The 17,593-nt window shown below is 62.7% G+C and carries 9 protein-coding genes, 1 tRNA gene and 1 pseudogene; 5 read left to right on the top strand and 6 right to left on the bottom strand.

From position 1 onward, the window contains the following. Together AB0I03_RS17755 and AB0I03_RS17750 are read left to right on the top strand one after the other, a co-directional pair. Positions 1-534: pseudogene (locus AB0I03_RS17755) on the top strand (hypothetical protein); the annotation flags it as partial. Further along, positions 531-1,364 carry a hypothetical protein gene (locus tag AB0I03_RS17750; RefSeq protein ID WP_360413832.1) on the top strand — a complete coding sequence of 278 codons (834 nt, stop codon included), beginning with the start codon at positions 531-533 and terminating at the stop codon, positions 1,362-1,364. The pseudogene AB0I03_RS17755 and the gene AB0I03_RS17750, both read left to right, overlap by 4 nt. A gap of 162 nt (positions 1,365-1,526) precedes the next feature. On the opposite strand, the gene AB0I03_RS17745 is transcribed toward AB0I03_RS17750, so the two are convergent. The 4 genes from AB0I03_RS17745 to AB0I03_RS17730 form a co-directional block, all read right to left on the bottom strand. Beyond that, positions 1,527-1,607, bottom strand: a tRNA-OTHER gene (locus AB0I03_RS17745). Positions 1,608-2,004: 397 nt separating this feature from the next. Next, positions 2,005-3,777, bottom strand: coding sequence for a UvrD-helicase domain-containing protein (locus AB0I03_RS17740; protein WP_360413829.1), 1,773 nt, complete (start codon positions 3,775-3,777; stop codon positions 2,005-2,007). Next, positions 3,774-5,729: an AAA family ATPase gene (locus AB0I03_RS17735; protein WP_360413826.1), complete on the bottom strand. Its 1,956-nt coding sequence runs from the start codon at positions 5,727-5,729 to the stop codon at positions 3,774-3,776. The genes AB0I03_RS17740 and AB0I03_RS17735 overlap by 4 nt, the downstream gene beginning before the upstream one ends. A gap of 421 nt (positions 5,730-6,150) precedes the next feature. Then, positions 6,151-10,620 (bottom strand): hypothetical protein, encoded by a 4,470-nt coding sequence (locus AB0I03_RS17730; protein ID WP_360413823.1) that lies wholly within the window; start codon positions 10,618-10,620, stop codon positions 6,151-6,153. Positions 10,621-11,648: 1,028 nt separating this feature from the next. Here AB0I03_RS17730 and AB0I03_RS17725 point away from each other — a divergent pair. Together AB0I03_RS17725 and AB0I03_RS17720 are read left to right on the top strand one after the other, a co-directional pair. Then, positions 11,649-13,121 (top strand): tyrosine-type recombinase/integrase, encoded by a 1,473-nt coding sequence (locus AB0I03_RS17725; protein ID WP_360413820.1) that lies wholly within the window; start codon positions 11,649-11,651, stop codon positions 13,119-13,121. After that, complete coding sequence (locus AB0I03_RS17720) at positions 13,118-13,750, top strand: hypothetical protein (RefSeq protein ID WP_360413817.1); 633 nt, start codon at positions 13,118-13,120, stop codon at positions 13,748-13,750. Before AB0I03_RS17725 ends, AB0I03_RS17720 begins: the two co-directional genes overlap by 4 nt. Positions 13,751-13,805: 55 nt before the next feature. On the opposite strand, the gene AB0I03_RS17715 is transcribed toward AB0I03_RS17720, so the two are convergent. After that, the gene (locus tag AB0I03_RS17715; protein ID WP_360413814.1) at positions 13,806-15,266 is read right to left on the bottom strand and encodes an MFS transporter; all 1,461 of its coding nucleotides are present in this window, start codon (positions 15,264-15,266) and stop codon (positions 13,806-13,808) included. Positions 15,267-15,423: 157 nt separating this feature from the next. On the opposite strand from AB0I03_RS17715, the gene AB0I03_RS17710 reads away from it, so the two are divergent. After that, positions 15,424-16,218, top strand: coding sequence for a helix-turn-helix transcriptional regulator (locus AB0I03_RS17710; protein WP_360413811.1), 795 nt, complete (start codon positions 15,424-15,426; stop codon positions 16,216-16,218). A 71-nt stretch (positions 16,219-16,289) separates the two neighbouring features. On the opposite strand, the gene AB0I03_RS17705 is transcribed toward AB0I03_RS17710, so the two are convergent. Next, the gene (locus AB0I03_RS17705; protein ID WP_360413808.1) at positions 16,290-16,907 is read right to left on the bottom strand and encodes a hypothetical protein; all 618 of its coding nucleotides are present in this window, start codon (positions 16,905-16,907) and stop codon (positions 16,290-16,292) included. Positions 16,908-17,593 lie beyond the last annotated feature (686 nt).

The following is a 17,593-nucleotide window of genomic DNA, read 5'->3' as shown; positions in this document are numbered from 1 at the left end:
GGTGAACAGCGGTCAGTCATGACCGGCCACACCCGCCCGGTACATGCGGTGGCGTTCGGCCAGGCCGCGGGTCACCCGGTCGCCATCACCGGCAGCGGGGATCGGACGGTACGGGTGTGGGACCTGGACACCGGTGAACAGCGGTCAGTCATGACCGGCCACACCCGCCCGGTACATGCGGTGGCGTTCGGCCAGGCCGCGGGTCACCCGGTCGCCATCACCGGCAGCCAGGATCGGACGGTACGGATGTGGGACCTGGACACCGGTTCGGAACGGTCAGTCATAACCAGCCACACTAGCCCGGTAACGGCCGTGGCGTTCGGCCAAGTCGTGGGTCACCCGGTCGCCATCACCGGCAGCCAGGATCGGACGGTACGGGTGTGGGATCTCGACACTGAGACCGAAGTGGACCGTCTGAACCTTCCCGCAAGTGTCACGGCCCTGGCCTTGGCTCCACCGACACAACTGCTGGTGGCCTACGGACAGGAACTCATGCTCCTCGAACCACCGCAGAAACCCTGGAGTCACCTGTGAGAGTCGCTGTCGTCCACGGCATCCGCCGATATCGAGGAGCCCCCGCCGAAGCGGTGCCCTACTACACCGATCAATGGCTGTCGGCACTGAGCGAGTGCCAGACACTTCCATGGCACGCAGGCGACCAAATCGACCTACATCCGGCCTACTACTCGCACCTGCTGATCGAGCCCGGCGCGCAAGGCAACGGCCTGACCCCCGACGCCCAGGAACTCCTCGCCGCGTTCCTCGACGCCTCGTACAACCCGGACACCACCGGCGCCCAAGGCCCACTCACCTGGCCGGCCCGCGCCGCGATCGCCGCACTCGCGAACCGCTGGAAGCTACCGGAACAACAGGTCACCCGATTCCTGGAACGCTTCGTCTCCGAAGTCGCCGCATTCCTACGAACAGGGGCCGGCTTCACCCCGAAAGCAGACGTCATCGAGACGGTCGCCGAAGCCATGGAAGGCGCCGATATCGTCATCGCGCATTCACTGGGCTCGATCGTCGCCTACGAAACCCTCTGGGCCCACCAGCTCGAAATCCCGCTGCTGATCACCATCGGCTCACCGCTAGCGGTCCCGCAGCTCCACCCACGCCTGACACCCACGCCAGTAGACGGCCTCGGCGCCCGACCTCCCGGCGTACGGCAGTGGAGCAACCTCGCCGACCGCGGCGACTTCATCGCGATCCCACCCGGCGGGATAGCGAAAGCCTTCACCGGCGTCGACGAAGACCTCCACGGCACCATCGCACCCTTCGACTTCCACAAGATCACCAACTACCTCCGCAGCCGGACCCTAGGCGAAGTCCTCACCAGGTGGCACCAAACCAGTTACGGCACATGATCTGTTCGCGCTGAAAGTCGCTCCGCCGCGAACCCCACTGTCCATAAGGACCGCAGACCCGGCCCATCCACAGATGACCGAAGCGAACGGTTGCCGACCACCATCAGGCGGTCAAAAGGAAACCGCCGCGATTAGCAGTAACGCTGGTCGCGGCAGAGATGATGGTGGGCCGCCTCGGACTCGAACCGAGAACCTCTGGTTTCGAAAATCGGCCGGGGCCAGGGCGTTCAACTGGTACGCGCCAGGACCATCCACCCCGCATCCACAGCCGCTCCGGAAAGTGACTGCGAGAGAAAGTGATGGCTGCGCGGGTCACGTCATTGAAACGCCCCGCCTCACGCATGAGGTGTTCGACGGATAGGTCTCTCACGCAAACCAGGGCGATTCAACCAGTTGGGGCGAATCCTCCATGCCGAGGTGTCTTCACCCCGATACTGCGACGTGCGGCTCCCTTTGGGGGAGCCGCACGATAGTGCCGCCAACTGGCGAGCACTGCCTGTACAAAGTGACATAAGGTGTAACCGACCTAATGTCCGTTGTCGGGTTGACAGGATTTGAACCTGCGACCCCCTCGTCCCGAAAAAGAGATCTGAAGCTTCAGATGTCTCGTACAGTAGATCAGATCTGACCTGGGTAGGAATCAAGCTTTGATCTGCACAATCGGGACGGCTGAGGTATCTAGGATCCTTGCCACCTGATCACGATGCTTCTGATGAACAAAGACCATCAGCAGTTCCTTCGCCCTTGACCCACCGACGTATAGCACTCGGCGACTTTCCGAATCTTTACCGTGTTCCCAGTCGTCAAGCAGCGTACGGCCAGATCCTTCGTTCGGCCTGAGCGAGCTAGGAATCACGATCCCAACCCCCTTGAACTCGCGGCCTTTGACTCCGTGCACCGTCGAACATTGAACGAGCAGCTGACCACGGTTCGACATGCCGTTCCAAACCTCTTCGGTCGGCGCCTGAATCAAGTTCCCGAGTCCATCGAGTTCAGGTGCAACGGGTTTGAGCTCCGTCCACTGCACGTCTCGAAAATAATCCCTCACCTCACGCGCGAACTGGCCGCGGGTTTTCCCCTGCGCTGACAAACTGACCGCCATGCGAACGGAGGCTTCTCGGAGCCGGCGCTCGTCGATTCCGAGCTCAGCACAAGCTCCCTCGATGCTCTTGAAGCGGAGATCTCCCCCATCGTCCAATACCGCGAGAACTGCCTTCTCGACCCTTCGGACGGCATCACGGCGGGCAACGGCGTCGGTCTCCGCGGAGCGGAGTTTGAGACCGGCGTCGGCGATCGCGGCCACCCGGTTGCTCCCGAGCTCTCCTGACGCTGCCATGCCAGCCGCGCGCAGTGCATCCTTCCGCTTGTGAGCGAGAAGGACGAGCTCATCCGTATGCACTTCGTGTTGCTTGGATATGGAGAGCGCGGCAGGAAGGATTTGATCGAGTTGGGCGTACGTGACGAGGTAGATAGGAGTTCCGACCGCCGCGGTATCGCCGACAGGCTTCTCGATCATGGTCTGCGACCGTAGCGAGTTGTTGAAGGCGCAGATCGCAGGGCTGCTCCGCCAGTTCTCAACAAGCGTTGGTTGCAAGGTCAGTGTGGTTCCGAACTCGTGAACTTTGGTCGGCGTTGCGCTTCGGAACTCGTATATGGCCTGGTCGAGATCGCCTACTGTCACCATCCGGATGCCCAGGTCCCGAAGGAACTCCAGGATCAGCAGTTCTTCGCGGCCGCAGTCCTGGACCTCATCGACGATGATCTCGGCAAACCGAAATCGAAGCAGTCCGCCGAGGATCGGGCGGTACTTGTCATTCGAGATCCATATCTCTGCGAGGAATCGTGCAGTGTCGCAGCTGACCGTTCCCGCTCGGAGCAGGCTCCGGAGGACCTGGGCAGCACGTTGCTCTGCCTCCAAGCGGAGCCCCCTCAGCTTCTTCCTGGCTTCCGCGTTGCCGAAGTTCCGGTCGACCCTGCCCATGTCGATTGTGGCCCGCAGTTGGTCGTCGAAGTCGAACCACTCAAGGTCGACATCTGCAGATTTGCCGGTTGCCATGCGGAACTTCGTGCCTTGCACCTCGCTCCACGACTGCACGTACCGTGGGTGAACCTTGAAGAAGGCGACATACAGCGGCGTGACGATGAAGCGGTGCAGGAAAGCGTCGAAGGTCCCTACGAAGTTGGGCGCGCTGAGTACGTCGGTTCGATACCCGCACCTCGTGCGGACCTCGTCGATTGCCGTGTTGGTGAACGATACGAGAGCGATACCTCGCCGGTCTTCCTCAGAGGCACGCTTGAGGAAGCGTGCCACCATGGCACGGGTCTTTCCTGCGCCGGGGCATGCTGCGACGAACAGGTCTACGTCGGCGTTGACGAGGATCTTCTGGTCATCGGTGAGGCTCACGTCGCTCACTGGCGGCCCTTGTGGTCGTTGACCGATGCCCTGAGGGCGGTGGTGAGATAGTCCGGAGTGGTGAACGGCTCATCGCTGGCGATCAATACGGCGATGTCCTGGGCGAATTCGCCCTTGCTGATGAACTTGTCGTCGAGCCGGAGCGCCTTGTACAGTCCGAACTCCGGCCCCAGGCGGTGGGAAAGTGTTGTGTCCCATTTCTCCTGGCTTCGAGGATGCTGCTTGAGGTACGCCTTCTCCAGGATCGGGCGATTCCCATCGGGCTCAAGAAGATCGGCTTCGAGCGTGTGCGGGGCTTCGGCGACGATCAGCCGCCCAGCCGCTCCAATGCTGCTGGCGTGCGCTTCAAGATCGATCTTGCGGTTGTAGATCTTCTTGCCGTCATCTCCCTCCGCATCAGTTGGTGTGGATCCTTGATCCGCTGTCGCAGATGCCGAATCAGGTTTCTTAGCGTCCTCGGACGCTTCCTGAGCACGGGATTTCTTAGGTTTCTCCTCTTCAGGAAGTTGGGGGTCGGCATCTGTGACCACGACGAGCTGATCGAGCAGCCGGCAGCCGTTCACCTCCGAGAGCAGCAAGGTGATGTAAGGCTTGAAATCGACGCTTCCGACGTTGCCAATGGTGACGCCCCGGAATGCGCGCTTCAGATCCTCAGCATCCTTGAACACGCTGTGGCGTGCCATCACGGGGAGCAGCACCGCCTCGGCGATCCCTTCCACAAGGATCACCCGTCGTGCAAAGAGCAGCCCTGCCCTGGTGGCATCGAGATACTGATCGATCTTGCGCCGCTCCGACTCCGTCAGATCGAGACTCGCCAGGGCGAGCGCCTTGGTCTTCCGAAGCGCGACCTCCGTGGATGTCCCGTCCTCGGAGGCGATGGATTCTCGTTGAACCACGGTTCGCAGGGCCACGATGTTCTGGATACCGACGCTGCTGGCCAGGTTCGGTGAGTGCGTCGTGGCGATAACCTGGATACGTCCGGCCGGCCCGTGCGCATCGTCCTCCGGAGACGCCTCGACCTGCTCACGGAGGTACTCAAGAAGGACGGCCTGGAGTTGGGGGTGAAGATGCGCCTCAGGCTCCTCCACCAGGAACAGAGTGAGCTCGGCGTCCCGCGCCTTCTGCAATTCGAGGATCACGGTCGCCATGTACAGCAGGTTGGCGTACCCGAGCCCGGATTCGATCAGGTCAGTCGGTTCGACGCCATGCTCGGCCATCTTGACCCGCATACTCCGCGTCAGGCGATTCAGCTCATGCTCGGTGAAGGTGACTTTGACATCCTGCGCGCGGACGGCATTCGTCAGTTTGCTCAGGTGCCCTTGGATGGCCTTGGTGGTCGTTTCGAGCACGCCATGCTGCTTGATGCCCTCAAATGCGTCATTCGCGTGCTTCAGGAACTCGTCTTGCTGCTCCTCGGTCGTGAGGTGCTGGATGATCCGGGCGAGCCGATTGCCTTCGGCTGAGTCCAATTCTTTCTGCGCATCACGCAACGGAGCGAGGTAGACATGCGCGATCTGCTCGCGCTTCTCCGGCTCCGCTTCTGCACTGTCGGCGGGACCGGCCGTGAAGCGGGACCCCACTCGGTACCGACGGGTCGAGTCTGATCGGAATCTGCCGGTGTAGATCGCCTGATCGGCCTTGACGTCCAAGGCAGTGACGTAATGCGCCCGTTGGAAATCCGTCAGATCTGAGAACTCGACGCGGACCTCGGCTTCCTGGCCTTCCCTCCCATGGGCCAGATCGGACACGGCGAACCACCGCGTGGCCCGCCGACTCAGCGGAGCGGTCGCGAGCCGGAGAGCTTCGATGACATTTGACTTGCCCGAGTTGTTCTCTCCGACGATCAGTGTGATCCCGGATTGAAAATCAATGGATACGTCATAGGCTGACCTGAAGTTCTTCAGTGCGAGCCGTCGCAGGTACATCCCACGTCTTGCAGTCTCGGTTCCCATCAATTCTCCTCGTTCTTACCCAAATCGACCTAGCCGCCTTGTGACGCTGAGAAACTACGGTTATCTACCAAGGCGACACGCTCTACTCGCGGGTTCGGTTGCATCAACGACTCGACGCTCCGCTCATGGAGAGGAACAGGACTTATGCAGCACGGCGGATTTGAACTAGCTTGCTCAGGAACAACACCTACGAGCAGGCAAGAAGGGCACCACAGGCACAAAGAAGCGAAGTGGCCAGGGATGCACCACAGTAGCGATCCGAGGTCAAGGAGCGCAGCCACGGGCGCAGATCCTCTCCCCAGTTGCCAGTCTCGTTAGAACGGCACGCGATGATCGAGCGGGTTCGAAAGCCGAAACGAGGAGCCAGAATTCCTCATCGCTCCCCGACCAGTGCATCTACAGGCCGTCTGGAAACCGGTTCTCAGCGAAAGTACCTATCCATTTCTTCCGCGAACCGGATGGCCTTTTCCCAACCCGCCTGCACTAGCGATTCGATCAATTTCCGAACTGCCGAAGTGCATTCAGCGTCGTCGAGGATGAGGTCGCGGTGATTGCCCATGTAGCGTCTGATCAGTTTCAATACTGCGTCAACGGCAAGTGACTCATACGCATACGACTCATTTGCTGTTGCTGCCTGTGTTGCGATGAGTAGGGCGTATTTCGGATCAAGGTCCGCGATGTAGTCAATACTCTCGACTACATGGTGCACCACCGCAGGATAGTGAACGGCCGCATACTTTTCGAGCATCGGTAGCGCAAACTCCGAAAACCTATCAAGATCTCTCTCATCTGGCTCTTGCGGTGACTCTTCCTTCTTCCGCGAGGTGGCACCACTTGCGTAATAGATTTGCGAGGTTGCTCCCTCGGCAATGCCCACGGCGTCACCAAGAATCTTGTCCTGGTCGGGTGAACGTGTGGCCATCCCTGCTAGTTCGCGCCAGGCGGAGCATATTGGATCGACTGGGAGTTCTAGGAGTTTGAAGGCGCACTCTTGCGCTTCCAGCAGCGAGGGTTCGTGCGGATTGAGGTAGTCACGCAGGTAGGAAATCACTCTGATAGTCCGATTGGGATTTGCGAGCGGCTGCGACAGCCATGCTTCGACAGTTCGTCTCGCATAGGGACTGTCATGTACTGCCGCCAGGCCAGCAATCGCGTGAAGAGGTATATCGAGGTGATCCTGACTCTTCAAGGTCTCGTCTGCTTCTGGTTCAGCGGCAAGTATCGCCCAATACGGCTTTGCCGCAAGCCGATCAAGGATGCTATCTACTTCAAGAGGACTCTGGGAGACCTGCCTTCGCAGCACCTGCATCAGGGCCACGAGAACGGGGTTGTGGCGCTCACGGGCGAGCCGGATTTCAAGTTGTTGCAGCACTTCTGCTGAACTGCTAAATATCGAGGCAAGTACCTGACCGCTGATCAGTCGATAGATAGGGCTTGGCGAGTCCAGGTAAGGGTGCAGGAGGCTCGAGAGCTCTTCACCGTGTGCGGTTCGCCAGGTCGACCAGCAGATTAGGGTGGCGATGCCTTGCAGCGCTTCCGTACTGACGGTCACGCCCCACGAACCATTCCAGCCTGTGGGCAGGGGGTCACCTGGTTGCTGTTCAGCGACGGGCGGCAGTTCCGCCCGCAGGGTAGCGAAGACGCGGGAGCCCAATTCAGAGTCTGGCAGGGTTTTAGAGTGGTGTGCCAGGCTTCTGGCACCGCGCATGAGTACCAGTTGCGATTCGTGGTCGTTCGAGGGGTCACGGTCGATCTGAGATTCCAGTGCTTGGCTGAGGTCTAGCCAGCTATCAGCCAGGCGCCTCCAGCCTGCAGCACGTTGCTCGTCGTGGTTGGACTGGACCTGTTCAACGGCGCCGGCGACTTCACGCAAGGCCCGATTGAGCCCGGAGTCGGCGCCCGATGCCTGGGGGGCCTCGTCGTCTTCGACCATCCACTCTGCGTCGTGTCGTTCTTCGGGCGAGACGAGGAGCGGCAGTGGCCTGCTCTCCCTTCCACTGGTCTTCAGGTTTTGCAGGTGGTCCTGGGCGGCGGGATGTCTGATACGTTTCGGGTCAGCAGCGCGCAGAAGCGTGTCGCGTCGGCGCAAGAGCCATCGTTCCTGGTCGGGACCGCGGGAGGGCTCGGTGGCGGACAGGATTGCTGCCTCAATTGTGTGGTGTTCTTCCGCCTCGAGCGCTGGGGATGTTCGCTGAAACACATGGCCCGCCGCGAGCCATGTGTCGTCGCACATGAACATGCTGCGACTGAGCAGAGGTGCCAGGCGCCGGGCCATCGTCGGCGACGGGTCGGACGCTGCGCGGTAGAGGAGCCGCTCCCAGACTCCGCTGTGCGTGAGCTTCTCGGCCAGCAGGTCAACGACTTGGTCCAAGTCCGTGCCAGGTGACTGCACTTCATTGGAGCCGGTCTGCAAGCCCTGGTCCAGGACACGATCCGAAGCCATATGGAGTTGGTCGACTAGTGCGTCGGCGATGGAGGCGGCGGCGCCGTGGCCGCCTGTGTAGGACAGGTTGTCGCCGTAGCGGATGTGCGGTGGCGATCCCACAGTGGTAGCTGTATGCCAGCCTTGGAACATCTGGGGCTGTTCGATAATGCGCAGCAGAAGCTGCGCCGCAGCCGTCAGGTTGTTCGCTGCCATTTGTGGGAAGACATCGCCTACGGTGTGGCGGAGGCTCTCAAGATCCTGCTTCCGGTTGCTCCTCAGATCAAAGATCTGGCTATGCATCATCGACGTGGGTTCGTCTCGGGTTTCTTCGAACTCCCAGACGCTCGCACCGATCTCGACGGCAGCGGTGGGGTCCTTGACAGTGATCGCTGGGAGTTGGTCGATGAGGCGTCGCACTACGTCGTAGTCCCAGACGCTCATGGTCACGCTCGAGATCGCCGCCATGAGTGCAGGCCTGGTTCTGTCCGGGTCGAGGACTGCCGCTGTCGCGAACACGTTGGCCGCGCCTGCGCTGAGCCGCGGTCGCCCGTCAGCCGAGGGGTCTGCCAGCGCGACATCCATGCATGCGATTGCCGTTTGGACCAGATTTCGGGCTGTTGGTGAATCCGGATCGAGTTTGCGCCTGCCAGCAGCGCGGGTGAGCAATTGGGAGGTGAACAGGGCGAGGTCGACATCATCGTTGGTGTGAGCGAGGTCGGCCAACTCTGCGGTGAAGGCGCTGTATGCCTCCAGCTGCGGCGGATTGTGTTCTGCGGCACCGATCGCGGCAGCAATCAAGAAGCCAAGTTTTCGCGCGTCAGCGACAGTCCATCCCTGTCGTACAGCACTTCCTGGCCTGCTCTTACAGGCGCTCACGAGGTCAGCAAGGTCTCGAAGTGTTCGCACTTCTCGGCTACAGACTGCGGCGGCGGCAGCAGCTGCAATTTGGTGCCCGGGGTCTGAGGCTGCCAATCGCAATGCCAGCCGCCAGAATCCGTGGCGGGACGAGTCTCTGCGCCACTCGAGTGCGAGCCGGTAGTCCAAACTGGGGCGAGCCACTAGAGCGAGATCTGGGTCGGCGTCGAGTCGATCTGCGAGACTCTGCGAATCCGTAACGTCACCAAGCGCCAGGACAGCGACAGCGTAGTCGAACAAAACTGGGTGCGCAAAGGTGATCGGAGCGTGCGACTGACCGAGCACTCGTGGCAACTCACGCAGCACATTGTCACTGACGAGCCCCGACACCACGCTCCCTGAAACTGCGGAGGGGAGCTCTGCAGGGAGGTTGAGGTGCTGCCTGCGTTTCGCCAGCATTCGTTCGGCGACCAGTCTGAGCGTGTTCGAGCGGTCGTAACCCGAAGCGTCATCGCCGACTACCCGCCTCTGCCAGTATCGGTCCAGCAAATCCAGGCGGCTGTCGAACCGGTCTGTCTCAGTAAGCGCCCCTTCGGAGAGGAGCTGGCCAGCGATATTGAGGTTGAACGGATTGGCGAGGATCTGACGGTACCCGCCCTCGGCGACGTCGAGCAGCCGGGCGAGACCGGGGCTAGTGTCGCTGATTGAGCGCAGCTCCTCAACGGAGAAGTCGCTTGCACGGAGATGTCGGACGTTGCTGAGGGCAGGGTCAATGTGTGCAGGATCGATCGGTTCGCCATGAAACGTGGCCCTCCATCGGTCACTGTGGGCAAGGTCGAAGCTGCGGATACTTGCAACGATTCTCCAGCGACTGTCTTTGAGAGTGCGTGCCAGCTTGAACAGCCAGCTTGACGGGTCTCCTCCGCGGGTCTGATCAAGACCGTCGAGGATGAGGACTGCGGGGTGGGTGCCTGTCCAGCCTTGCAGGACTGCATCGATGTCGTGATTGAGGTTGAGTTCCTCCCTCGATTGCCCAGCGGTGGGGCGCAACTGGTCGGCGCTGAGGAGTACGACATCTTGATTGCGCGAGAGTAGGTCGGCGGCGAGGGTGCACAGCAGGCCGGTCTTGCCGGTACCCGGTTCACCAGAGACTGCCAAGTTGCCGGTGGCTTCTGCCAGCACAGGTTCAAGGATTCTTGGAACTACCAGGTGCCCTTCAGGCGTGGCGAGAGCTATTTCGTTCGAGATCGGATCGAGATTAGCGGCTGTGATACGTCGAAGTTGTTCGATGTCAGGGCGCAAGCGGGCGACAGGCCGAAGCACGATCCCTTGTATCTCAAGTTTCGCTACCAGCTCTGCTCGGTCGACCCAGGTCCGATCGGTGGCCAGCTGTACCCCTATCGCAACCAATGCGCGCCAGAGGGCTTCCGCCTTTTCATGATCGGAAACCAGCTCTGTGAGCATCACTTGCGCGGCGCGACTGTCGCTACCGCCCTCATGCAGTTCCAGGCAGAAGACGCCGAGCGAGCGAAGGAGGAGCCGCAGATCAGGATCTGTAAGCGTGTCATCTTGCTGCTCCAGCCAGCACCGCCGCAGATGCTGAAACAGCACCTCCTGTGCCGTACGTTCATTCTCATTCGTCGCAGCTTCAGTGAGAGGAGTGCTGCTAGGCCAACGGCGGAGACGTCGTACGACGTTACTGAGCGCGGTCGCCACTGTCTGTGGCGACTTGTGATCTCCTAGGATCAGTAGACAGTCGATTTCAGGATCGAGCGGACGTGCTCCCTCAGACGGCGGCCGTTGCGGCACACCCTTGTGTGCCGCCTCCACCACTTGGGCCAGGGCCTCGCCCAGGGGACTATCTGATGTCGTTCCGAGAGACATACCCTTCTTCGCCTGAACCTGAACCCAGCCGCCGTCTTCGGTGAGAGCACCAATGTCATCTACCGGCCGCGCTGTCTGACCTCCGACCCCGGCCACACGTGCACCAGTAGCCCACTCCGGAAGCCGCTGCTCAGCGAGGAGATGGGCGGCAATCCAAGCCAAGCATTGAGCTTCGAAACCCACACCACCTGCCGCTGCGGCTCCCCCCGATGAAGACCTGCTTGCCATGCCCACCATCCAACTTCAACTAGCAATCCATAGCAACTCTAGAAAATTGATGTGAGAAGCGATGATCGTCTGCTGCGCGCGTCGATGTCGACAGGGCCCGAGATCAATCGAAGTGGTGCGCTGCAGCAGCTGCCCGCGGACACGCTCGCCGCGCCACGTGAAATCGACAGTGACCCAAGTCATAGAAGCTAAGTATTCCATGCCCGAGAGTACCGAGGCATCCTGGGGAGTCACAGCAAGCGAACGACAAGCGAGAACCAGAAGAGCCGGTCCCCTCTTTCGAGGAAACCGGCTCTCAGCTGGACTTTCTTTGTAGCGGGAGGCGGATTTGAACCACCGACCTCCAGGTTATGAGCCCGGCCCTGTCGTATTTGCGAAGGCCCTGGGCGCCAGCGAGATTCCAGAATAACTTCCATCCTGACCTGCGGATACACACCTCGAAAACGTACCGAGGAGTCCCCGCGGGCACCGCTCGATCGCGGTTCATCTGAGCAACGAACCAGCAACGAGAACAGGATGGAACCCCCATGGGATGCTCCCTGAAGCGACTCAACTCCAAGGGCGAGCGGCGCTGGACCGCCGTGTACTTCGACCGCCGCGGCGACCGCCGATCCGCCGGCACATTCGCCACCAAGAAGGAAGCCGACAAGGCCTGGAAGGACGCCGAGGCCAAAGTCAACGCGCGGCGCGGCGACCACCTCGTCCGCGGTCAGATCGCCTTCCGAACCTACGTCGAGGAGACCTGGCTTCCCAACGTCACGGTGGAGGTCAAGACCCGCGAGGTCTACACCTACCAGCTCTACGCGCACATCATGGACTTCTTCGGCGACCTGCCGATGCTCGACATCTACTCCACCGACATCAAGGAGTGGCTGACCGAGCTAAAGCAGCTGGGCGTCAAGGCCACCACCAGGAAGCGTCTCAAGCAGCTCCTCAGCTCAATCCTCAGCAGCGCGGTCGACGACAAGTACATCGCCGAGAACCCGTGCCTGCTGGTCAAGACCGACCCGGTCGCACAGAAGCCGCTCAAGATCATCACCCCCGACCAGTTCAGTACCTTCTACGAGGCCCTGCCGGACGAGATGTCGAAGCTGCTCGTCGAGACCGGCATCGAAACCGGAGCACGCTGGGGCGAGCTGACCGAATTCAGAGTCAAGGACTGGGATACCGATCAGCGCGCATTCACGATCAGCCGCGCGGTGGTCCAGGTGCGCCCGGAGTTCCACCCGGAGGGTAAGCGGTTCTTCGTCAAGGACTATCCCAAAGAAGGCGGCTACCGCATCGTCAAGGTGGCACTCCATCTCGCTACGAGGATCGACGCCCACATCACGGCGCATTCACTGGAGGAGGACGACCTCCTCTTCTGGTACGCACCGCTACGCCATGGGTCGAGCGTCCCGAACTCGGCACACTGTCTCACTCCCCCGTCGGGCAGGACGAAGCCGAACGCGAGAGGCCGAACCTACGCCCACGGCACGATGAGCGCCTACACCGCCGGGAAATGCCGGTGCGCTCACTGCAGAAGGGCAATGGCGTCCTACCGGCGTTCCCGCCGCGCCAAGGGAAAGGACGATCCGCGTCCGGGCCGCCGCTGGGACACCGACGGTCACATCCCCAACCGCTGGTTCCGCGAGCAGATCATCAAGCCCGCGTTGAAGAAGGCCGCGATCAAGGTCGACATCCGGATGCACTTGCTGCGCCACGCGCACGCGTCCTGGCTCCTCAACGGAGGCGCCGACCTCATGGTCGTCAAGGAACGGCTCGGCCACGGCAGCATCACCACCACCGAGCGCTATCTCCACACGGTCCACAACGCAGACGAAACCGCCCTCGCCGCCCTCGACAAGGTGCGCAAGCACCAGCATGATGACCGGGATCTTCGAAGCATCCCGACCCAGCGTCAACCTCTCTCAAACGAGGAGCTGCTTACCCAGATGGCGGCCCTGCAAGCCGAGCTGACCAAACGACTTAGCGGCGGAGAGGCAGGAACCGCAGCATGAAACTGCCAAGCTTCGGTCGCAGGAACCGCCACCAGTGCAGGAAGAGTGCCGCTCCCGCGCCCAAACCCGTCTACCTCGACGCGCTCCCCATCGGCCCCGGCCTGATCTACCCGGACATGCTGCCGGAGAGCGTGTGGGGCTCGAACCTCCGCGGCATACTCTCCAAGGCCGATTGGGACCGCCTGCGCATCCCCGTATGCGAAGCGGCCTTCAACCGCTGCGAAGTCTGCGGCCAGCCCGGATACGACCCTGACACCAACAGGCCACGGCGCCCCGACTGCCACGAGCTCTGGCACTTCGAGGTCACCTCAACCTCGGCAGTTCAGCGACTCGCTCGGCTTGTCGCGCTGTGTCCGGACTGCCATCGCGTCCAGCACGCGGGCAGGGCGTCGGTTCGGGGTGAGCTGTCCATGGTCGTCAGCCAACTGCGAGCGGTCAACGCCTGGAACCAATCCGAGGTTCGTCAGGCGCTCCACAACGCCGAAGAAAGATACCGATGGAGGCGGCGGTTCAGCTGGGGCTTGGATCTCACACTCCTGGCGGAGAACATCCACGTGCCTCGCTACCCGAGCCTTGTCGTCCCAGCCTCGGAGCGAATTCGACTCGGGAACTCCTTCCATCAGGAATAACTCGAACGCCTGGGGTGGAGCTGATCCGCACCACCCCAGGCGCCCTCAGAAATGGTTACTCCGCAGTGCTTCGGGCCATTGGGCGCCCTGGTGTTTCAGCAGACTTTGCGTCGGAAGTTCGGGGGCCGCGAAGAAGCACCGCGATCAAGGCGGCGCCGAAGACCAGGATGACCGCAGCCACCGCAAGCGCGAACGAGAATCCCGAGGTTCTAGCCGACAAGAGCTCAACAGAGCCGGTCAATCCCTCGCTGCGCCACGTGGCCAAGGAGATCAAGACTGCCACGCCGACCGCCCCGCCGATTTGTTGCACCGAGCTGAAGATCGCCGAGCCGAGACCGGCGTCCTCCTCGTTGGTGCCCGCGAGTGCCGCCACCGACAGTGTGGGCAAGGTCAGACCGCACCCGAGGCTCGTGACGAGCATGCCGGGGAGCACCGCGGAGGCGTAGTCGTCACCTCGCGCGACACCGGAGAGCATCACGAGTCCAACGGCGCTGATCAAGAACGCCGCCACAAGCGTCCAGCGCGCTCCGAGCTTGGTCGCCATGCGCGTCGACAGCCACATGCCTGCGAAGATGCCCGCGCAATAGGGCAGGTAGGCGATGCCGGCTTCGAGCGGCCCGTAGTCAAGCACGCTCTGCAGATGGATCATGAGCAGGAACGCCATCGCATAGAACGAGGCGGAGAACAGCAGTGTCGCGGCGTTGGCGACGGCGCGGGTGCGCAACGCGAAGAAGGACAACGGCACCAGCGGCGCACTCGAGCACGATTCCACCGCGAGGAACGCGACGGTCATGATGGCGGACAGGAGCAAGGACCCGACCGCAGCGCTGTCCGTCCAACTCGACTCCCCGACACGGAGGAGGCCCCAGACCAGGCTCACGGCGGCACCGGTGCCCAGCACCGCACCGGGCACGTCCAAACGAGTGCGAACCGTCGCGCGGCTCTCGGGAACCAGGCGGGGAAGCAGGATCAGTGCCACCACGGCGACGGGCAGATTGATCAGGAAGATCCAGCGCCACGAGGTCAGGTCGGTCAGGACCCCTGAGATCACCAAACCCATCGTGCCGCCGAGAGCGGCGATGCCACCCCAGATACCGATCGCTTTGGTGCGTTCCTCCTTGCCGGGAAACAGAAGCGTGATCAGCGACAGCGCGGCGGGACTCGCCATGGCGGCACCCCCGCCTTGGAAGAATCGGCCGGTGACGAGCTGCCATGGTTCTTGGGCGACGCCGCAGAGGAGGCTTGCCGCACCGAAGAGCGCGACGCCGGTGAGGAACACGCGCCGGCGGCCGAAGAAGTCGCCCGCGCGCCCGAACAGCAGCAGGAGGCCGCCGAAGGCGAGGAAGTAAGCATTGACGACCCATGACAGGCCCGTGGCACTGAATCCGAGGTCGCCACGGATGGTCGGCAGTGCGATGCTCACGACGTTGTCGTCGAGGATGAGCATGAACTGGACGAAGCACAGGACCGCCAGCGCCGGACCGCGGCGAGCGGTCAACGTCGATGCTGCGCTCATGGCTGACGCCTCTGGCTATCGACCTGCGGTTCTGCGGCATGGGCGGAGTTGCGGAGTAGACAGGTGATCGACATATGCCGACGGTATTCGTCGGCCATGGTGACCACAATGCGCTACGAGGCCTGATGATGTCGCGTTGAGGCCATAGGATGCCTACATGGCCGTGCCGTTTGAAGGAACCGTCCCGCCCGGAGTCGGCGCAATCGTCGTCGGTGACTTTCCTCTGGCGTCGGGCGAATGGATTCTTCCGCACCACCATCCACAGCATCAACTGGCTTGGACTCGCACCGGCGTTCTCAGCATCGCGGTGGACGACACGTACTGGGTGCTCCCGCCCACCCGGGCGCTGTGGATCCCCGCCGGAGTCGTCCACCGGACCGGTGCCACACGCGAGGCGGTGCTGTGCAGCCTCTACATCGAGCCCGAACAGTGCAGCCTGGACTGGTCCGAGCCCACGCCGGTCGGCGTCGATGGGCTGCTCGCCCATTTGATCGCGTACCTCAAGCGGAGCGACCTCGATGAAGCGCCGCGGCTGCGGGCCGAGGCGGTCGTACTGGATCTGCTGCGGCCGTTGCCGTCCCTGCCAATCGATGTCCCTCTCCCTGTTGACGAACGTGCCCGGGCCGTAGCCGACGCGCTCCTTGCCGACCCCGCGGACCAGCGGAGCCTCGACGCCCATGCACGCGCGGTCGGCGCCAGCCGACGCACGATGACCCGACTGTTCACCCAGGACACTGGCATGAGCTTCGATCGCTGGCGCACTCAAGTGCGCTTGCGCGCTGCGCTGTCCCTCCTCGCCGAAGGTCAGCCCGTGGTGCGTGTCGCGCGCGCCGTGGGATACGCGACTCCCAGTGCGTTCCTCGCGGCGTTCCGCCGAACGGTCGGCACCACACCCAGTCGATACCTCGATGGGGACAGGATGTTCGGGCCGATTGACGTGGAACAGAGCTGACGTCCCTCCATGCCAGGCCGACCGCACATGTGCAGAACCCAGTGCTCTTCAACGGATGCGGCGGCGCGGGGTTAGTCGTGCTCCTCGCCGGGGGCATGGGTGTGATCCTCTTCTTCAGCGGGCGGGGTTCCCTCCTGGTCGGGGTCGGTGCTCGCCTCCGGGTTTGTTGGGGAGTCCATGTCCATGTTCTCGTCGGTGCCGTGCTCGTGGTCGTGGCCGTCGTCCTCATGGTCGGCGGTCCCAGGGTCGTGCGAGTGACTGTGCTCGAGTGCGGCAGTCGATCCCGGGACCGCCATCGCTCCGAGCACGACGAAGGCCAGCACGACCACCGCTCGATAGCCGCCGACGGACAGCACGCCGTGACTCTCGCGCGGCAGCAGCGACCAGAGCAGTCCGACCACGATGGCGACTTCTAGTGCGGCGGTGATCAGGTCGGCCGCGCCGAATGCTTCGGGGACGCCGGCGTGGGGGCCGAACGGCACGCCCCACACGCGGCTGACTCCCCAGAGCCCGAGGAACCCGATGTTGGCTAGAATCCCCGCCACTCGGAGGAAGACGTTCCCGATCGGGAAGGCCAGCAGGCCCCACAGCAGTTGGAAGCCTGCGGTGGCGGCGAAGAAGGCCCCGGCCAGGGGCCACTCCCCCCAGTGAACAGGGGTCGCGAAGACGTGAACGACACCTGCGGCCAAGCTGGCTATGGCGGCGACCTGGCGAGCGAGTTTGGCGTCGGTTCGCGCCCGGGCGGTGTCGCGCGTCTTCTCGGCTTCTCTGGCATCGTCGAGAAGGGGCTTCCGCGAGGAGGGCGGGGTCCGGCCACCGCGATCGTCAGCAGTGGGAGCGGCTCGGTTGGGAAGCAGTGAAAAGACCTGCGTATCCCAGTCGTCGTCCGCCTCGCTCTCGGACCATCCGCGATCGGGCACGGGAGCCTGACTGTGCCGGCGGTCGGGGTACGGTTCGGCCCACAGACCGGCCGGGTTCGCACTCGGTCGCCCATCGGAGGCCGGGCCTCGACCTGCACGCGGCACGGGTCGCTGAGGTGTTGCAGCCGAGTAGTACCCGGCCGTCGGGGCACTTTCCATTGCCGGTTCGGGTCGGTCGAACCCGGATCGGCGTTCGATGCCTTCACCGCCGAAGCGTCGGGAAGGACGCCGGGGCGGGTAGCGGTCGTCGGTCTCAACGGGCGGCTCGGAACGGTAGGTCCGCCCGTCCGGCGCCTGCCGATTCGTCGTCACGCGGGGTCGGCCGTCTTGGGGATAGGTCATGGGTGGTCCCTCGCTTCAGGTCAGTCGGCAGCGCGCAGCACTGCCGGAGGGTCGGAGGAGATGCGGACGCCCGAGGAGGCGACCGCTTCTAGACCCTGTTGACCTGAAGCTCG

It is taken from the genome of Glycomyces sp. NPDC021274 (assembly GCF_040641195.1).
Classification (GTDB): domain Bacteria; phylum Actinomycetota; class Actinomycetes; order Mycobacteriales; family Micromonosporaceae; genus Glycomyces.
The sequence above is the reverse complement of the archived record's forward strand: the minus strand, read 5'-3'. Positions and strand labels throughout refer to the sequence as shown.